Annotated in this window: 9 protein-coding genes and 1 pseudogene; 6 read left to right on the top strand and 4 right to left on the bottom strand. The window is 70.6% G+C overall.

Annotated elements, in window-relative coordinates; all coding sequences use genetic code 11:
* The first annotated feature begins 263 nt into the window (after nt 1–263).
* The 4 genes from AB0J78_RS28930 to AB0J78_RS28915 all read left to right on the top strand — a co-directional run bounded on the left by AB0J78_RS28930 (nt 264) and on the right by AB0J78_RS28915 (nt 6,094).
* Entirely contained in the window at nt 264–1,148 is an 885-nt protein-coding gene (locus tag AB0J78_RS28930) for a mycobacterial-type methylenetetrahydrofolate reductase (RefSeq protein ID WP_363794434.1), read from the top strand.
* A gap of 610 nt (nt 1,149–1,758) precedes the next feature.
* Nucleotides 1,759–3,108, top strand: coding sequence for a wax ester/triacylglycerol synthase family O-acyltransferase (locus tag AB0J78_RS28925; protein WP_363794432.1), 1,350 nt, complete (start codon nt 1,759–1,761; stop codon nt 3,106–3,108).
* A gap of 57 nt (nt 3,109–3,165) precedes the next feature.
* Nucleotides 3,166–4,626 (top strand): carboxylesterase family protein, encoded by a 1,461-nt coding sequence (locus AB0J78_RS28920; RefSeq protein ID WP_363794430.1) that lies wholly within the window; start codon nt 3,166–3,168, stop codon nt 4,624–4,626.
* A 67-nt stretch (nt 4,627–4,693) separates the two neighbouring features.
* The gene (locus AB0J78_RS28915) at nt 4,694–6,094 is read left to right on the top strand and encodes an FAD-linked oxidase C-terminal domain-containing protein (RefSeq protein ID WP_363794428.1); all 1,401 of its coding nucleotides are present in this window, start codon (nt 4,694–4,696) and stop codon (nt 6,092–6,094) included.
* A 36-nt stretch (nt 6,095–6,130) separates the two neighbouring features.
* On the opposite strand, the gene AB0J78_RS28910 is transcribed toward AB0J78_RS28915, so the two are convergent.
* On the bottom strand, nt 6,131–7,003 hold the full coding sequence (locus tag AB0J78_RS28910; protein ID WP_363794426.1) for a DMT family transporter: 873 nt from the start codon (nt 7,001–7,003) through the stop codon (nt 6,131–6,133).
* Nucleotides 7,004–7,040: 37 nt separating this feature from the next.
* Here AB0J78_RS28910 and AB0J78_RS28905 point away from each other — a divergent pair, with 37 nt between their 5' ends.
* Nucleotides 7,041–8,417, top strand: a complete 1,377-nt coding sequence (locus tag AB0J78_RS28905) for a PLP-dependent aminotransferase family protein (protein WP_363794424.1) — start codon at nt 7,041–7,043, stop codon at nt 8,415–8,417.
* Here the strand turns inward: AB0J78_RS28905 and AB0J78_RS28900 are convergent.
* Entirely contained in the window at nt 8,410–10,614 is a 2,205-nt protein-coding gene (locus tag AB0J78_RS28900) for a thiamine pyrophosphate-dependent enzyme (RefSeq protein ID WP_363794423.1), read from the bottom strand. The two genes, AB0J78_RS28905 and AB0J78_RS28900, sit on opposite strands and share 8 nt — an antisense overlap.
* A gap of 227 nt (nt 10,615–10,841) precedes the next feature.
* Between AB0J78_RS28900 and AB0J78_RS28895 the strand changes: the two are divergent.
* A pseudogene (locus tag AB0J78_RS28895) lies at nt 10,842–12,054 on the top strand (IS110 family transposase).
* 5 nt (nt 12,055–12,059) lie between these two features.
* On the opposite strand, the gene AB0J78_RS28890 reads toward AB0J78_RS28895, so the two are convergent.
* Both AB0J78_RS28890 and AB0J78_RS28885 read right to left on the bottom strand, forming a co-directional pair.
* Nucleotides 12,060–12,974 (bottom strand): LysR family transcriptional regulator, encoded by a 915-nt coding sequence (locus tag AB0J78_RS28890; protein ID WP_363794421.1) that lies wholly within the window; start codon nt 12,972–12,974, stop codon nt 12,060–12,062.
* 18 nt (nt 12,975–12,992) lie between these two features.
* Entirely contained in the window at nt 12,993–14,144 is a 1,152-nt protein-coding gene (locus tag AB0J78_RS28885) for a Glu/Leu/Phe/Val dehydrogenase dimerization domain-containing protein (RefSeq protein WP_363794419.1), read from the bottom strand.
* Nucleotides 14,145–14,152: the final 8 nt, after the last annotated feature.

Here is a 14,152-nt window from a genome sequence, read left to right as displayed (position 1 = left end):
CTACATCGGCGTCGACGTCGAGGGCCCCTACAAGCCCGAGCACTACCGCTACTGATCCGGTCGGTGGTCACCGCTCCCCGCGAGCGGTGACCACCCCCGGTTCCGCGATAGCCAGGCGGCCGTCCGCGATGAGCCGCCGGTCGCGTCGAAAAACCTTCTCCTTGAAAGAAAACGGTCCCTGTCGCACACGCGCAGGTTCGCAGGCGAATCCACTACAAGCGCTGCGGTGACCGAAGTCGACAGAAGGAATACCTGAGGCCGACATGACCACCATCGCACTCGAACTGGTTCCGCCCGACCTCGACGGCGGTGTGCAGAGGGCCGTTGAAGAGGGTCAGAAGATCGCCGAGCTCAGCCGCAACTCGGGGCTGACCGGCCGCATCGGACACGTGATGATCCCGGGGATCATCCAGGAAGACGGCGACCGCCCGGTCGACTTCCGGCCCAAGATGGACACCATCGACTTCTGGCGCACGATCCGCCCGGAGCTCGGCGACCTGCGGGGTCTGTGCACGCAGGTCACCGCGTTCCACGACGAGCGCGCGCTGGCCGAGCGGCTGCAGGCGCTGCGCGACGCCGACATGGACGGCATCGCCTTCGTCGGCGTGCCCCGGAACATGGCCGACGGCGAAGGCCCCGGAGTACCGCCCACCGACGCGCTCACCAAGTTCCAGGACGTCGTCCCGCACCGCGGGTCCATCCTCATCCCGACCCGGGAAGGGGAGCAGGGCCGGTTCGGCTTCAAGTGCGAGCGCGGCGCCACCTACGGGATGACGCAGCTGCTGTACTCGGACGCGATCGTGGACTTCCTCGAGGAGTTCGCGCGCACCACGCCGCACCGCCCGGAGATCCTGCTGTCGTTCGGGTTCATCCCGGGCGTGGAGGGCGACAAGAAGCTCATCCAGTGGCTCATCCAGGACCCGGGCAACGAGGCGGTCGCCGCCGAGCAGGAGTTCGTCGCACGCACCGCCGGGCTCGGGTTCGAGCAGCGCAAGCAGGCGGTCGTCGACCTCTACAAGCGGGTCGTCGACGGCGTGCACGACCTCGGCTTCCCGATCAGCGTCCACCTGGAAGCCCCCTACGGCTACAACGCTCCCGCGTTCGAGACGTTCGCGGCGATGCTGGAGCACTGGGAGCCCGGCAAGTAGGCAGACCACCCGGCTGGGAATCACGAGACCCCGCCTCCGCAGCGCGACACGCCTGCGGAGGCGGGGTCTCGTGCTTTTCCGAGGCAGCGTTCGAGTGAGAATCCGGCGGCTTCGCCGGTTCCGCTCCAGTGCTCGGTGTCATCGCTTCGTCCGTCGGGGCCTGATCATCCGCGCTGCTGCATGCTTTCGGGTGATCGCCTGAGCGCCAACGGGCACCGAACGAAGTGATCAAAACTCTTCCGGGGTTCAGCGTGCGCGATGTCGGTCGTTCTCAACCGATCATTTCTTCGCTAAGGTCGATGCACTCGTCAGCGGTTACGATGACGAATCGTGCAACGGCGCACCGGTATGTGAATAACGCTCGTGCGCCCAACCGAAAACCCTCACCGCTGCGGTGATCGGTGCGCGCACACCGATCGCCGACAGCACCGGAAGGAACCCGTCGATGTCGTCGCCACCAGCATGTTCGTGCTCGCTCGCAGGACTGCCGGTTCACCAGATCGTCGGATTGCGAACCGGTTTCGGCTTGGTCTGCAAACGCGCCTCGCGGACCATTCGAGAAATGATTTGTAACATGAATGACCAATTTATTGTTGACGGGAAATAGGCGATGAGCGCAACCGAGACGCCATCCAGAAGTGAACTCACGCCACTCGACTGGGCCTTTTTGTGCATGGAGCACGAGGACACGCCCATGCACGTCGGCGCCGTCGCGGTCTTCCGCCCCGAAGGGGCGGTCGACCGGGACCGGTTGCGGCGGGTGCTGGCCGAACGCGCGCAGCGCATCGCCCGGCTGCGCATGCGGCTGGAGCGCTCGTGGCTGCAACCGCACTGGCGCGAAGCCCGCGACTTCGACGCCGCCGAGCACGTCTACGACCACGAGATCCCCGCGCCCGGCGGACGCGAGGAACTGGCGGTCCTGGCCTCCGAGCTGATCGCCGATCCGCTCGACCAGCGTCGCCCGCTGTGGGAACTGCACCTGATCACCGGGCTGGCCGACAACCGGTTCGCGGTGCTGATGAAGTTCCACCACTCGCTGGTCGACGGGCACGACGCGGTCGAGGTCGGGGTCCGGCTGCTCGACGAGTTCACCGACCTCACCGACACCCCCGCGACCCCGCCGCCGAACCCGCTGGACGAGGCGTTCGGGCTGATCCGCCGACCGGAGAAGCTGGTCGGGGCGCTGCGCGGCACGCTGTCGAAGTCCAGCGAATCGTTGGGGATCGCGGCATCGGTGATGCGCAACATGCGGATCCCGGTGCAGTCCTCGCCGATGCACGCCTCGACGTCCCCGGCCCGCCGGCTCGCGCTGGTGCCCATCGACCTCGCCGACATCCGCCGCATCCGCTCCCGCCACGGCGGCGGCACCAACAACGACGTGGTGCTCGCGGTGATCGCCGGAGCGCTGCGGCGCTGGATGGCCGCGCGCGGCGAGGACTCCGGGGAGGTCCCGGTGCGCGCGCTGATCCCGGTGTGCCGCAGGCGCAGGAACCAGCCGCGCAGCGGCAACAACCAGCTCTCCGGCTTCCTGTGCGAGCTGCCGGTCGACGAGCCCGATCCGGCGACCCGGCTGGCGTCCATCCGCGACGAGATGAGCAGCAACAAGAGCGCCGGACCGCTGCGCGGACCAGGGGCGTTCCCGGTGCTGGCCGGCCGGTTGCCGCAGGTGCTGCACCACGTGGCGACCCCGCTGGTCGCGCAGGGCGCGCCGCTGCTGTTCGACACCATGATCACCAACGTCCCGCTGCCGACCTTCCACGCCGCGCTCGACGGCGCCGAGGTCGCCGAGCTGTTCCCGCTCGCCCCGCTGGCCTCCGGGCACTCGCTGTCGATCGCGGTCTCGCAGTTCCGCGGCACCGTGCACATCGGCGTGCAGGCGAACCGGGCGGCGCTGCCAGACTTGGAGAAGCTCGCCGAGGCGCTGCCGCAGGCGGTCGCCGAACTCAGCGACGGGACGTGAGACGTGGACGCTGACACTCCGCCTTCCTTATCGACCTTCGGCTGGTTGTATGGAGGCGTGGACCTCATCGTTCGAACCGAGCACGGCGCCGTGCGGGGAACCTCCGAGGGCGATGTCATGTCGTTCAAGGGGATTCCCTACGCGGCGCCGCTGGACGGCCAACGCCGGTTCCAGGCGCCAGTGGCGCCGCAGCGCTGGGACGGGCTCCGGGACGCCTCGGGCTACAGCGCCTCGGTGCCGCAGGCCGCGCTGGACCCCGCGCTGCCCTCGTGCTGGCGGCCCGGTGACTCGACCGACTGCCTGACCGTGAACGTCTGGACTCCCGATCGCGGCGGCCACCTGCCGGTGATGGTGTGGTTCCACGGCGGCGCGTATCTGGGAGGCACCGCCTCGACGGACGGTTTCGACGGGGCGCAGCTCGCGCGCGACGGCGTGATCGTGGTGACGGTGAACTACCGCGTCGGCTACGAGGGCTTCGGCTGGGTGGACAACGCCCCGTCCAACCGCGGGATCCTGGATCAGCTGGCCGCGCTGCGCTGGGTCCGCGACAACATCATCACCTTCGGCGGGAACCCGGACAACGTCACGATCTTCGGGGAATCGGCCGGCGCGGTGTCGGTGGCGACCTTGGTCGCGGGCTCCGCGCGGCGCGGGCTGTTCCGCCGCGCCATCGCGCAGAGCCCGGCTGCGATGTACTGCGACGAGGACGAGCACCGCAAGATCGGTGAGCTGATCACCGGGCGGCTCGGCGTGCCCGCGACGACCGCCGCGCTCGCGGAGGTCCCGCCCGAAGCCCTGCACCTCGCGCAGACCCACGCGATGGCGGAGATCGGCCGCAACCGCGCGGCCTGGACCAACAGCACGCCCTACAACGTCGTCCTCGACGGCGAGGTACTCTCCGAGCTGCCGTGGGTGGCCATGCGCGGCGGTGTGGCCAACGGCATCGACGTGATCGCCGGGTTCAACCGCGACGAGGCGACCGGGTTCACCATCGACCTGCCTGCCGAGGCCCGCGACGTGTGGCGATTGGCCGACGACCTGCACCTACCGCCGACGACGGTCGCCGAGTACCGGTCGGCGCATCCGGGCGTGCCCGATCCCGACCTCTACACCGTGCTGCTCGGCGACAGGCTGTTCCGGATGCCCGCGGTGTGGATGGCCGAGGCGGCTGCGGCCGCGGGTGGGCGCGGTTTCCTGTACGAGTTCACCTGGGAGACCCCGCAGCGCGACGGCCTGCTCGGCGCGACGCACGGGCTCGACGTCCCGTTCACCTTCGGCAACCTCGACGACCCGTTGGCGCTGGCGATGCTCGGTGCCTCGCCCGCCGGGTTCGACGAGCTGTCGGCCGCGATCCGCGGGTCATGGACCTCGTTCGCCGCCACCGGCGATCCCGGCTGGCCCGGTTACCAGCTCACCGATCGGCAGACGCGGATCTTCAACGTGCCGGTGTCTCTGGCGTCCGATCCGATCAGCGGGTCCCGGCAGATCTGGGCGCACCGCTTCCCGGAGCTCGGTTGAGACCTCGAACTCCACGTCCTGTTCACGGAGTTACTGTGTGGGCGGTTCGTGAAGTGGGAGGTAATCGATGGTGGACAACTCGGACAACGCAGCGCTGCGGGCATTGCGCTCGGCCTTGCCGGACGAGGTGGTGCTGACCGATCCGGACTCCACCGGACGCTTCTCCCACGACGAGGCGGAGTGGGCACCGTGCGGGAAGCCCTTGGCGGTCGTGCGCGCGCGCAGCACCGAGGACGTCGTCGCCGCGGTCGAGGCCTGCGCCGAGCACGGGGTGCCCGTCGTGCCGCGCGGAGCCGGGACGGGCCTGTCCGGCGGCGCGAACGCCATCGACGGATGCGTGCTGATCTCGCTGGAAGGCATGAACGAGATCCTGGAGATCAACCCGCGCGAGCAGCTGGCCGTGGTCCAGCCCGGCGTCGTCAACGACGACCTGCGCGCCGCCTGCCGCGAGCACGGCGCCTGGTACCCGCCGGACCCGGCGAGCTCGCCGTGGTCGACCATCGGCGGCAACGTCGCCACCAACGCGGGCGGCGTGTGCTGCGTGAAGTACGGCGTGACCCGGGACTACGTGCTCGGGCTGGAGGCCGTGGTCGGCTCGGGTGAGGTCGTGCGACTGGGCCGGCGCACCGCGAAGGGAGTCGCCGGGTACGACCTGTGCGGTCTGTTCGTCGGTTCCGAAGGCACGCTCGGAGTGGTCACCGAGGTGACGGTGAAGCTCCTGCCGGGTCTGCGCGCACCGGAGCGCACCGTGGTCGGCTACTTCGACTCGCTGGTCGCCGCGGGGGAGGCGGTCGCGGCCGTCGCGGCGGCCGGGGTGGTGCCCTCGGCGCTGGAGCTGCTCGACCAGCACTGCCTGCGCGCGGTCGACGAGTGGAAGAACATGGGCCTGTCCGCCGAGGCCGACGTGCTGCTGCTCGGCCGGTCGGACGCGCCGGGACAGGCGGGGGAGCAGGAGGTCGACGCCCTCGTGCGCTGCTTCGACGAAGCGGGTGCGACCTGGAGCGCGCGCTCCACCGACCAGCAGGAGGCCGACGCCCTGTTCTCGGCCCGCCGCCTGGCCTACCCGGCGCTGGAGCGGCTCGGCCCGCTGCTCACCGAGGACGTCTGCGTCCCGCGCGCCCTGGTGCCCGACATGCTCGCGCGGATCGAAGCCGCCGCGCAGCGGCACGACACGCAGATCGCCAACATCGCCCACGCCGGCGACGGCAACCTGCACCCGCTGATCATCACCCCGCCCGGCGACGACGAGGCCCGCCTGCGCGCCCAGCGCGCCTTCGACGACATCGTCGCCGACGCCATCGACCTCGGCGGCACGGTCACCGGCGAGCACGGCGTGGGCCTTCTCAAGCGCAAGGGCCTGCACGCGGAGCTGTCGCCGAAGGTGATCGACATGCACCACGACATCAAGAACGCCCTCGACCCCGCCGGAATCTTCAACCCCGGCAAGGTCTTCGGCGACCCGTCCTGACCCTCGTCCGCGACCCGGGTTCGGGTCTTCGGTGGGTCAGGTCTTGCGGCGGGTGCGGACCGAGAGGGCTGCGCAGGTGATCACCGCCAGGGCACCGAGGGCGGTGGGCCAGGTGAGGGGTTCGGCCAGGAGGAGGGCGGCCCAGAGGATGGTCATGACCGGCTGGGTGAGCTGGATCTGGCTGACCTGGGCCATCGGGCCGATCGCCAGACCCCGGTACCAGGCGAGGAACCCGAGGTTCTGGCTGATCACCGCCAGGTAGGCGAAGGCCGCCCACCCCACCGGGGTCGCGCTCGGGGGATGTTCGGCCACCTCGATGCCGGTGATCACGATCATCACGGGTGCGGCCAGCACGAGAGCCCAGGAGACCGTCTGCCAGGCGCCGAGCTCCCGCGCGAGCAGTCCGCCTTCGGCGTAGCCGATCGCGGCGGCGACGACGGCGCCGAACAGCAGCAGGTCCGCGAGGTGGAGCCCGCCCAGGCCCTGCAGCGAGGCGAAGGACACTGCGGCGATCGCCCCCAGCGACGCCATGATCCAGAACGCCTTCGGCGGCCGTTCGTGCCCGCGCAGCACCGCCATCACGGCGGTCGCCGCGGGCAGCACGCCGATCACGACCGCGCCGTGACCAGCCGGGGTGCTGGCGAGCGCGTACGAGGTGAGGAACGGGAATCCCACGACCACGCCACCCGCGACGACGGCGGCGCGCGCCCACTGCGTGCCGCGCGGCAGCGCCTGCCGGGTGGTCAGCAGCGCGACGACGGCGATGATCCCGGCGACGGCGCCGCGGCCGGCCCCGATGAACAGCGGCGAGAGCCCGTCGACGGCGATGCGGGTGAGCGGGAGGGTGAACGAGAACGCCACGACGCCGAGGAATCCCCAGGCCAGTCCGGCGCGAGGCGGGGATAGCACCGGTTCTCGAAGAGCAGTAGCGCTACTATTGCCTGTCATGTCGGACGATAGCAGCTCACGGATTGTCGCGGAACTCCGCAAGTGGATGGCGACGGCTCGGCCGGGCGCGAAACTGCCGTCCACGCGCGAGCTCGTCGCGGAACACGGGGTCAGCCCGGTCACCGTGCAGAAGGCGCTGCGCACCCTCGCGTCCCGGGGTCTGGTCGAAAGTCGGCCAGGTGTGGGGACGTTCGTCCGATCGGTTCGGGTGGCCCGGCCGAGCGACTTCGGCTGGCAGACCGCCGCGCTGGGGTCACCGAAGAACAGCCGCCCCACGCTGTCCACCGCCATGCGGCCCGCGCCCAACGACGTGATCGCGCTGCACTCCGGGTACCCGTGCCGCGAACTGCTACCCGAACGGCTGGTCCGGTCCGCGTTCACGCGAGCGGCCCGCAGCGACGCGGTCATCGACCGGCCCGCCACGGCCGGCGTCCCGGAACTGCAGGCGTGGTTCGTCACCGAGCTCGGCACGGCGGTACCGGGCGACGTGGTGATCTTCCCGGGCAGCCAGAGCGGGCTGAGCGCGATCTTCCGCGCGCTGGTGGGCGCGGGTCGTCCGCTGCTGATGGAATCGCCCACGTACTGGGGGGCGATCGTGGCGGCCGCCCAGGTGGGAGTGCAGACGGTGCCCATCCCGAGCGGACCGGACGGTCCCGACCCGGAGCAGCTCGCCCGCGCCTTCGAGCGCACCGGTGCGCGCGCCTTCTACGCCCAGCCGAACTACGCCAACCCCACCGGCGTGCAGTGGTCTTCGCGCCTGGCCGAGGAGGTGCTCGACACCGTTCGCCGCCACGGCGCCTTCCTGATCGAGGACGACTGGGCCCGCGATCTCGGCATCACCACCGACCCGGTTCCGGTGGCCGCCCGCGACGAGGACGGGCACGTCGTCTACCTGCGTTCGCTGACCAAGACGGTGTCGCCGTCGGTGCGCATCGCCGGGATCGTCGCCCGGGGTCCCGCGCGGGAGCGGATCCTCGCCGACACCCAGTCCGAGGCCGTCTACGTCAGCGGCATGCTGCAGGCCGTGGCCCTGGACGTGGTCACCCAACCGGCCTGGCGCACCTACCTGCGAGACCTCCGCAAGCAGCTGGCCGCCCGCCGCGACCTGCTGGCCGGTGCCGTGCGCGAGCACGTTCCCGGCGCGCACCTGGACGTCCCGGCAGGCGGGCTCAACCTCTGGGTGCGGTTGCCGGACACCACCGATCTGGCCGCGCTCGTGCGGGACTGCGAAACCGCCGGGGTCGTCGTGGCCCCGGGCGACGAGTGGTTCCCCGCCGAACCGACGGGCCGCTTCCTGCGCCTCAACTACGCCGGGCCCAACCCCGGTGCCTACCCGCAGGCGGCTCGGATCATCGGTGAAGCCCTCGTCAGGTAACCAGCTTGAGCGCGGCGGTTTCGATGGTGTCCTCGTCGAGCAGCACGTGGTAGGCCGCCGCGCCGAGGGGGATGAAGCTGTCCTCACTGGTCACGCGGCTGATCCGGCCGCTGAACCCGGCATCGACCAGCGCGGTGACGACCGGCTCGGAAACCCCTCCGCTGCGGCGGGTCTCGTCCGCGACCAGCACGGTGCCGGTCGCTTCGGCGGCCTGGAGCAGGTCCTCGACCGGCAGCGGGGCGAGCCAGCGCAGGTCGAGGACTCGGGCGTGCACGCCCTGGTGCCGGAGTCGTTCGGCGACGCGCAGGCTCATCGGGACGCCGTTTCCGAAGCTGACCAGCGTCAGGTCGCTGCCGTCGCCGTAGAGGCGGGCGCGACCGATCGGCACGTGGTGTTCGCCCGGCGCGGGATAGCGGGCCAACCAGCCGTCGTCGCCGGATTCGTGCAGGTCACGGGTGTGGTAGAGGGCGATGGGTTCGAGGGAGGCGCAGACCCGGCCGTCTTGCCGGGCGGCGGCCACGCAGGTGCGCAGCATCGCCGCCGCGTCATCCGGCCGGGACGGCGAGGCCAGGACGACACCGGGCAGGTCGCGCAGGGCGGCGACGCTGTCGTCGTTGTGGAAGTGCCCGCCGAAGCCCTTCTGGTAGCCGTAACCGGCGATGCGCACGACCATCGGGTTGGTGTAGCGGCCGTTGGAGAAGAAGCTCAGCGTGCTCGCCTCGCCGCGCAGCTGGTCCGCCGCGTTGTGCAGGTAGGCCAGGTACTGGATCTCGGGGATCGGCACCAGACCCGCCAAACCGGCGCCCAGCGCCGTGCCGAGAACGCTCTGCTCGTCCAGGAGCGTGTCGAAAACCCTGCTGCCGCCGAACTTCTTGCGCAGACCCCGGGTCACGCCGTACACGCCGCCCTTGCGCGCGACGTCCTCGCCGAAGACCACGACCCGGTTGTCGCGCCCGAGCTCCTCGGCCAGCGACCGGTTGATCGCCTGCGCCAGCGTCAGCGGCCCCTCGTTCTCGGGTGCGGTGCCGAAGGTCGTGGCGCGGCCGGAGGGGATTTCGGCGGTCCGCGCGGCGATGGCGTCGGGGGAGTGGGCGTGCACGGAGGCCATGACCTCCGCGGCGCTGCCGAGCTTGCGTCGGCTCAGGGCGTCCTCGGCGAGGGCGGCGACCTCCGCCCGTATCGCCTCGTAGCGGGAGAGGACCTCGTCCGGAGTGAGAACGCCGCGGGAGATGAGGGCTCTCGCGGTCGCCAGCAGCGGGTCGCGCTCGTGGTCGGCGGTGATCTCGGTGCGCGACCGGTACGCCGATTCGACGTCCGAGCCGGCGTGGCCCATCAGCCGCACCGTGCGCAGGTGCAGGAACGCCGGTGCGCGGTGCTCGCGCACCCAGTCGGCGGCCTCCTGGGACACCCGCAGGCACTCGACCGGATCGGCTCCGTCGGCGGTGAAGTACCGCAGGCCGGGCCGGTCCCGGTAGGTCGAGGCGATCCAGCCCGCCGGTGTCCGCACGCTGATCCCGACCCCGTTGTCCTCGCAGACGAACAGCAACGGCAGCGGGAGCCCCTGAAAACCGCAGTGCAGCGCGGAGTTGATGGCGCCGGTGGTGGTCGAGTGGTTCGCCGAGGCGTCACCGAAGCTGCACACCACGACCGAATCGGCGGGCCACTCCGCAGGTACCCCGAGCTTCGCGCCGCGCTCCAACGCGAACGCCAGGCCCACCGAGCGCGGCAGGTGCGAGGCGATCGTCGAGGTCTGCGGGATGATCGACAGGTCGGCGTTGCCGAAGACCTTGTGCCGCCCGGCCGAGATCGGTTCGTCCGCCGATGCGACGACGCCCAGCAGGACGTCCAACAACGGGGTGCTCCCGGCGACCGCGCCGGCCCGCTGGAGGTAGAACGCCCCGGACCGGTAGTGCAGCAGCGCCGGATCGCTCACCCGCAGGGCCGCCGCCACAGCGGCGTTCGACTCGTGCCCGGACGACCCGATGCTGTAGAAACCCACTCCGCGCTTCCCCAGCTCGCGGGCCTTGAAATCCAGGTGACGGCTCCCCGCCTGGGAGTCGAACAACCCCATCAGGTCCTCACCCGATGCGGCGGTCGACCGGATTTCAGTGGAACTCGGGGTTCCGATTTCCACTGAAATCCGGTCGCCGAGGTGGGCGATCGACTGCAGGAAGTGTTCGTCGACGGGTTCGGTCATGGTGTCTCCATAAGATTATTGGTGTTCAGGACGTGGTGTTCTGGATGCCCAGGGCGGCGGGGTGTGGCTGATGGTTTCTTGCCGTTGGGTGGCTTATTGGGAGTGGCCGCCCTGTCGTTCTGGACGCCCTGGCCGCTGATTGAAATCTGTGCGCGTGGTCGCTGTTTATGGAGCTGCAGGCGGGGTCGTCCACGGGGTTGTACTGGGATGACGGGAGGTCGGGACCGGTGAAGGTCCGCGAGAGGGTCTGGGTCGGTATCGATGTCGGCAAGCACGCCCATCGCGTGTGTGGTGGATGAGACCGGCAAGGTCGTGTTTGCGCAGAGGGTGGTCAACAGTCAGGCTGCGATCGAGGCGTTGATCGCCCGCGCCGATAAGAAGGCCGGTGCGGTGGTGTGGGCGGTGGACATGACCTCCGGAGCCGCAGGCTTGCTGATCACACTGCTGCTGGCCACCGGGCAACCGGTGATGTATGTGCCCGGCAGGCTGGTCAATCGGATGGCCGGAGCGTTCGCCGGCGAGGGCAAGACCGACGCCAAAGACGCCCGCACCATCGCCGAAACCGCCCGGATGCGCGGCGATCTGACCCCGGTGACCAGCCCGAACGACATCGTCTCCGACCTGGGGGTCCTCACTGCCCGCCGCGATGACCTCATGGCTGACTGGGTGCGTGGTGTGAACCGGATCCGCGAGATGCTGGCAAGTATTTTTCCCTCGCTGGAAAGGTCTTTCGACTTTTCCACCCGCTCTGCGCTGATCCTGCTGACCGGTTTTCAAACCCCCGACGGCGTCCGCGCCGCCGGGCCGGAGGGGATGCGGTCGTATCTTGTCGAACACCAGGCCCACGCCCGCAGCATCGCCTCCATCGTGGATAAAGCGTTGGCCGCCGCTGCGGAGCAAACCGTTGCGCTGCCGACGGAAACGATCACAGCCCCACTGATCGCCCGGCTCGCTCACCAGCTTCTGGACCTGGATCGGGAGATCAAGGACCTCGATAAGCAACTCGCCGAACGTTTCGCAGAGCATCCCGACGCCGAGCGCATCACCAGCGTCGACGGTTTCGGCCCGATCCTCGGTGCCCAGCTGCTGGCCGACACCGGCGGCGACCTGCTCGCCGCTTTCGGCCGGCCGAGCCGTTTGGCCGCCTACGCCGGACTGGCCCCGGTCCCGCGCGATTCCGGGCGTATCCGCGGCAACCTGCACCGCCCTCAGCGCTACCACCGCGGACTGCGGCGGGTGTTCTACCTCGCGGCCCTGTCGAGCATCAAACGCACCAACAGCCCCTCCCGCGCCTTCTACCAGCGCAAACGCAGCGAAGGGAAGCTCCACACCCAGGCCTTGATCGCGCTCGCACGCCGCCTGGTCGACGTCATCTGGGCACTGCTGCGCGATGGCCGCACCTTCCAGATCACACCACCGATCCAGGTCAACGCGGCTTGACACGATCATTGAAACTCCCACTCGGATGCGACCGCTGTGCAGGACTTGGCGAGGAATTCCAGGGCGACCGGGAGCAGCGGGTTGGTGTTCTGCTTGCGGTAGAGCACCTTGACCCGCCGGCGCGGTTCGAAGCCGATGATCCGGGCCACGCCCTGCTGCTCCCGGGGGATGGCGAGCGCCGGCAGGACGGCGACGCCCAGGTCCCGCCGCACCAGGTCGCGGATGACGGAGTAGTCGTTGCTGCGGAAGGTGATGCGCGGTGCGAAACCCGCCGCGGCGGCCAGCCGGACCAGCGAGCGGGCGCCCGCGGTGTCCTGGCGGGTGCAGATCCAGTTGTCGTCCGCCAGATCCGGCAGCTCCACCCGGCTCCGGCCTGCCAGCCGGTGCGACGAGGGCAGGACCACGCGAAGGGGTTCGGCCAGGAGCTCCTCCGCGCACAGCTCGATCGGCCACTGACGCGGGTCGAGGTCGTACTCGAAGACCAGGGCCGCGTCCAGCACTCCCTCCAGGACGCCGTCGACGACCTCGTCGGGTTCGCCCTCGTCGAGCTGCACCTCGGCGTGGGGCCGCTGCGAGATCACGGCAGCGAGCACGTCGGGCAGCACGCGGGAGTTGGCGGTGGCGAAGGACGCCAGGCGGAGACTGCCCTCCTCGCCGACCACCATCGCCCGCACCTCGCGTTCCAGCGAGTCCAGCGCGCCGAGCGCGTCCCGGCTCCGGTCGGCCAGCCGCAGCGCGAGCGCGGTGCTGCGGGCGGACCGGGCCGAGCGCTCGAACAGCGGCGCACCGATCGCCCGCTCCAGCAACACCATCTGCTGCGACACGGCCGAGGCCGTGTAGCCCAGCACCCGCCCGGCCTCGGCGAACGAGCCCGTGCGCACGCACTCCTGCAAGGTCCGCAGGTGAATGGGGTTGAGCACGCCGACTCCTCAGGTGGTTCAGGCCGGGACCGGCAGGCGGCCGCGCAGCCGCATCGCCTCGCGCACCCGCTGCTGGGCCATCTCCAGGGCCGCCGCGTGCGGGAGCACCCCGGTCTCCGCCGCGGTGTCGAGTACCAGCAGGGTGTTGCGCCTGGTCCGGTTCGCGACCTCGTCGAGGATCCTGGCGGGCTCGGGCCGGAACGCGGAATACCGCGCGTCCATCGCGAATCCGGCCGCGATGGCGCCACCGGCGTTGGCGATGAAGTCCGGCACGACCTCCACCCCGCGCGCGGCCAGCGCGGCGCGCGAGGCCGGACCGGTGGGCAGGTTGGCGCCCTCCACGACCAGCCCGGCGCGGATGCGGGCCGCGACCGAGGAGTCGATGACGTCCTGGCGGGCCGCCGGGATCAGCACGTCGCAGTCCACGGTCAACTCCTCTCCGTGCGCGATGCGTTGCGCCGGTGCGGCTTTCGCCACGCAGGTGTCGCCGAACTCTGCCCTGGCGGCCAGCCACGCGGGCACGTCGAGACCGTCGGGGTCGTGCACTGAACCGTCCGCTGTGGACATCGCGACCAGCTGCGCCCCCAGCTCGTGCAGTCGCGCGGCCGTGGCCGCGCCGACCGCCCCGAAGCCCTGCACCGCGATCCGAGCTCCCGGCACCGGCGTGCCCGCCCGCTCCAGCGCCGCCACCGCGGCCTCGGCGACACCGTGCCCGGTCACGCCGAGCTGGTCGTAGGGAACCCCGCCCAGCGCCTCCGGAACGCCGACGGCCGCACCGCGATCGCCGAGCTCGTCCTGGATGATGGCCGCGTCGTGCTCGGTCATGCCCATGTCGAGCCCGGCGACGTAGCTGGCCGGGATCTGGTCGGCCAGGCGCCGCGCGAACGCGCGCACGACCGCTTCCTTGTCCGGCGAATCGGGATCGGCCACGATGCCTGCCTTGGCCCCGCCGTGGAAGAGGTCGACCGCCGCCCACTTCCAGGTCATCACCCGCGCCAGCCGGGCGATCTCGCCGATGGTCACGCTCGGGGCCATCCGCGTGCCGCCCTTGCCGCTGCCGCGCGCGGTGTTGTCGATGACCAGCACGCCGCGCATCCCGGTGCGCGCGTCGGAGACGCAGACGACCTTCTCCGGGCCCCACTCGTCGATCTCCTGCAACAGATCAACCACGGTTGTCC

The sequence above is a fragment of the Saccharopolyspora sp. NPDC049426 genome (assembly GCF_040676935.1).
GTDB lineage: Bacteria > Actinomycetota > Actinomycetes > Mycobacteriales > Pseudonocardiaceae > Saccharopolyspora.
This window is presented reverse-complemented; position numbering and strand designations above follow the sequence as displayed.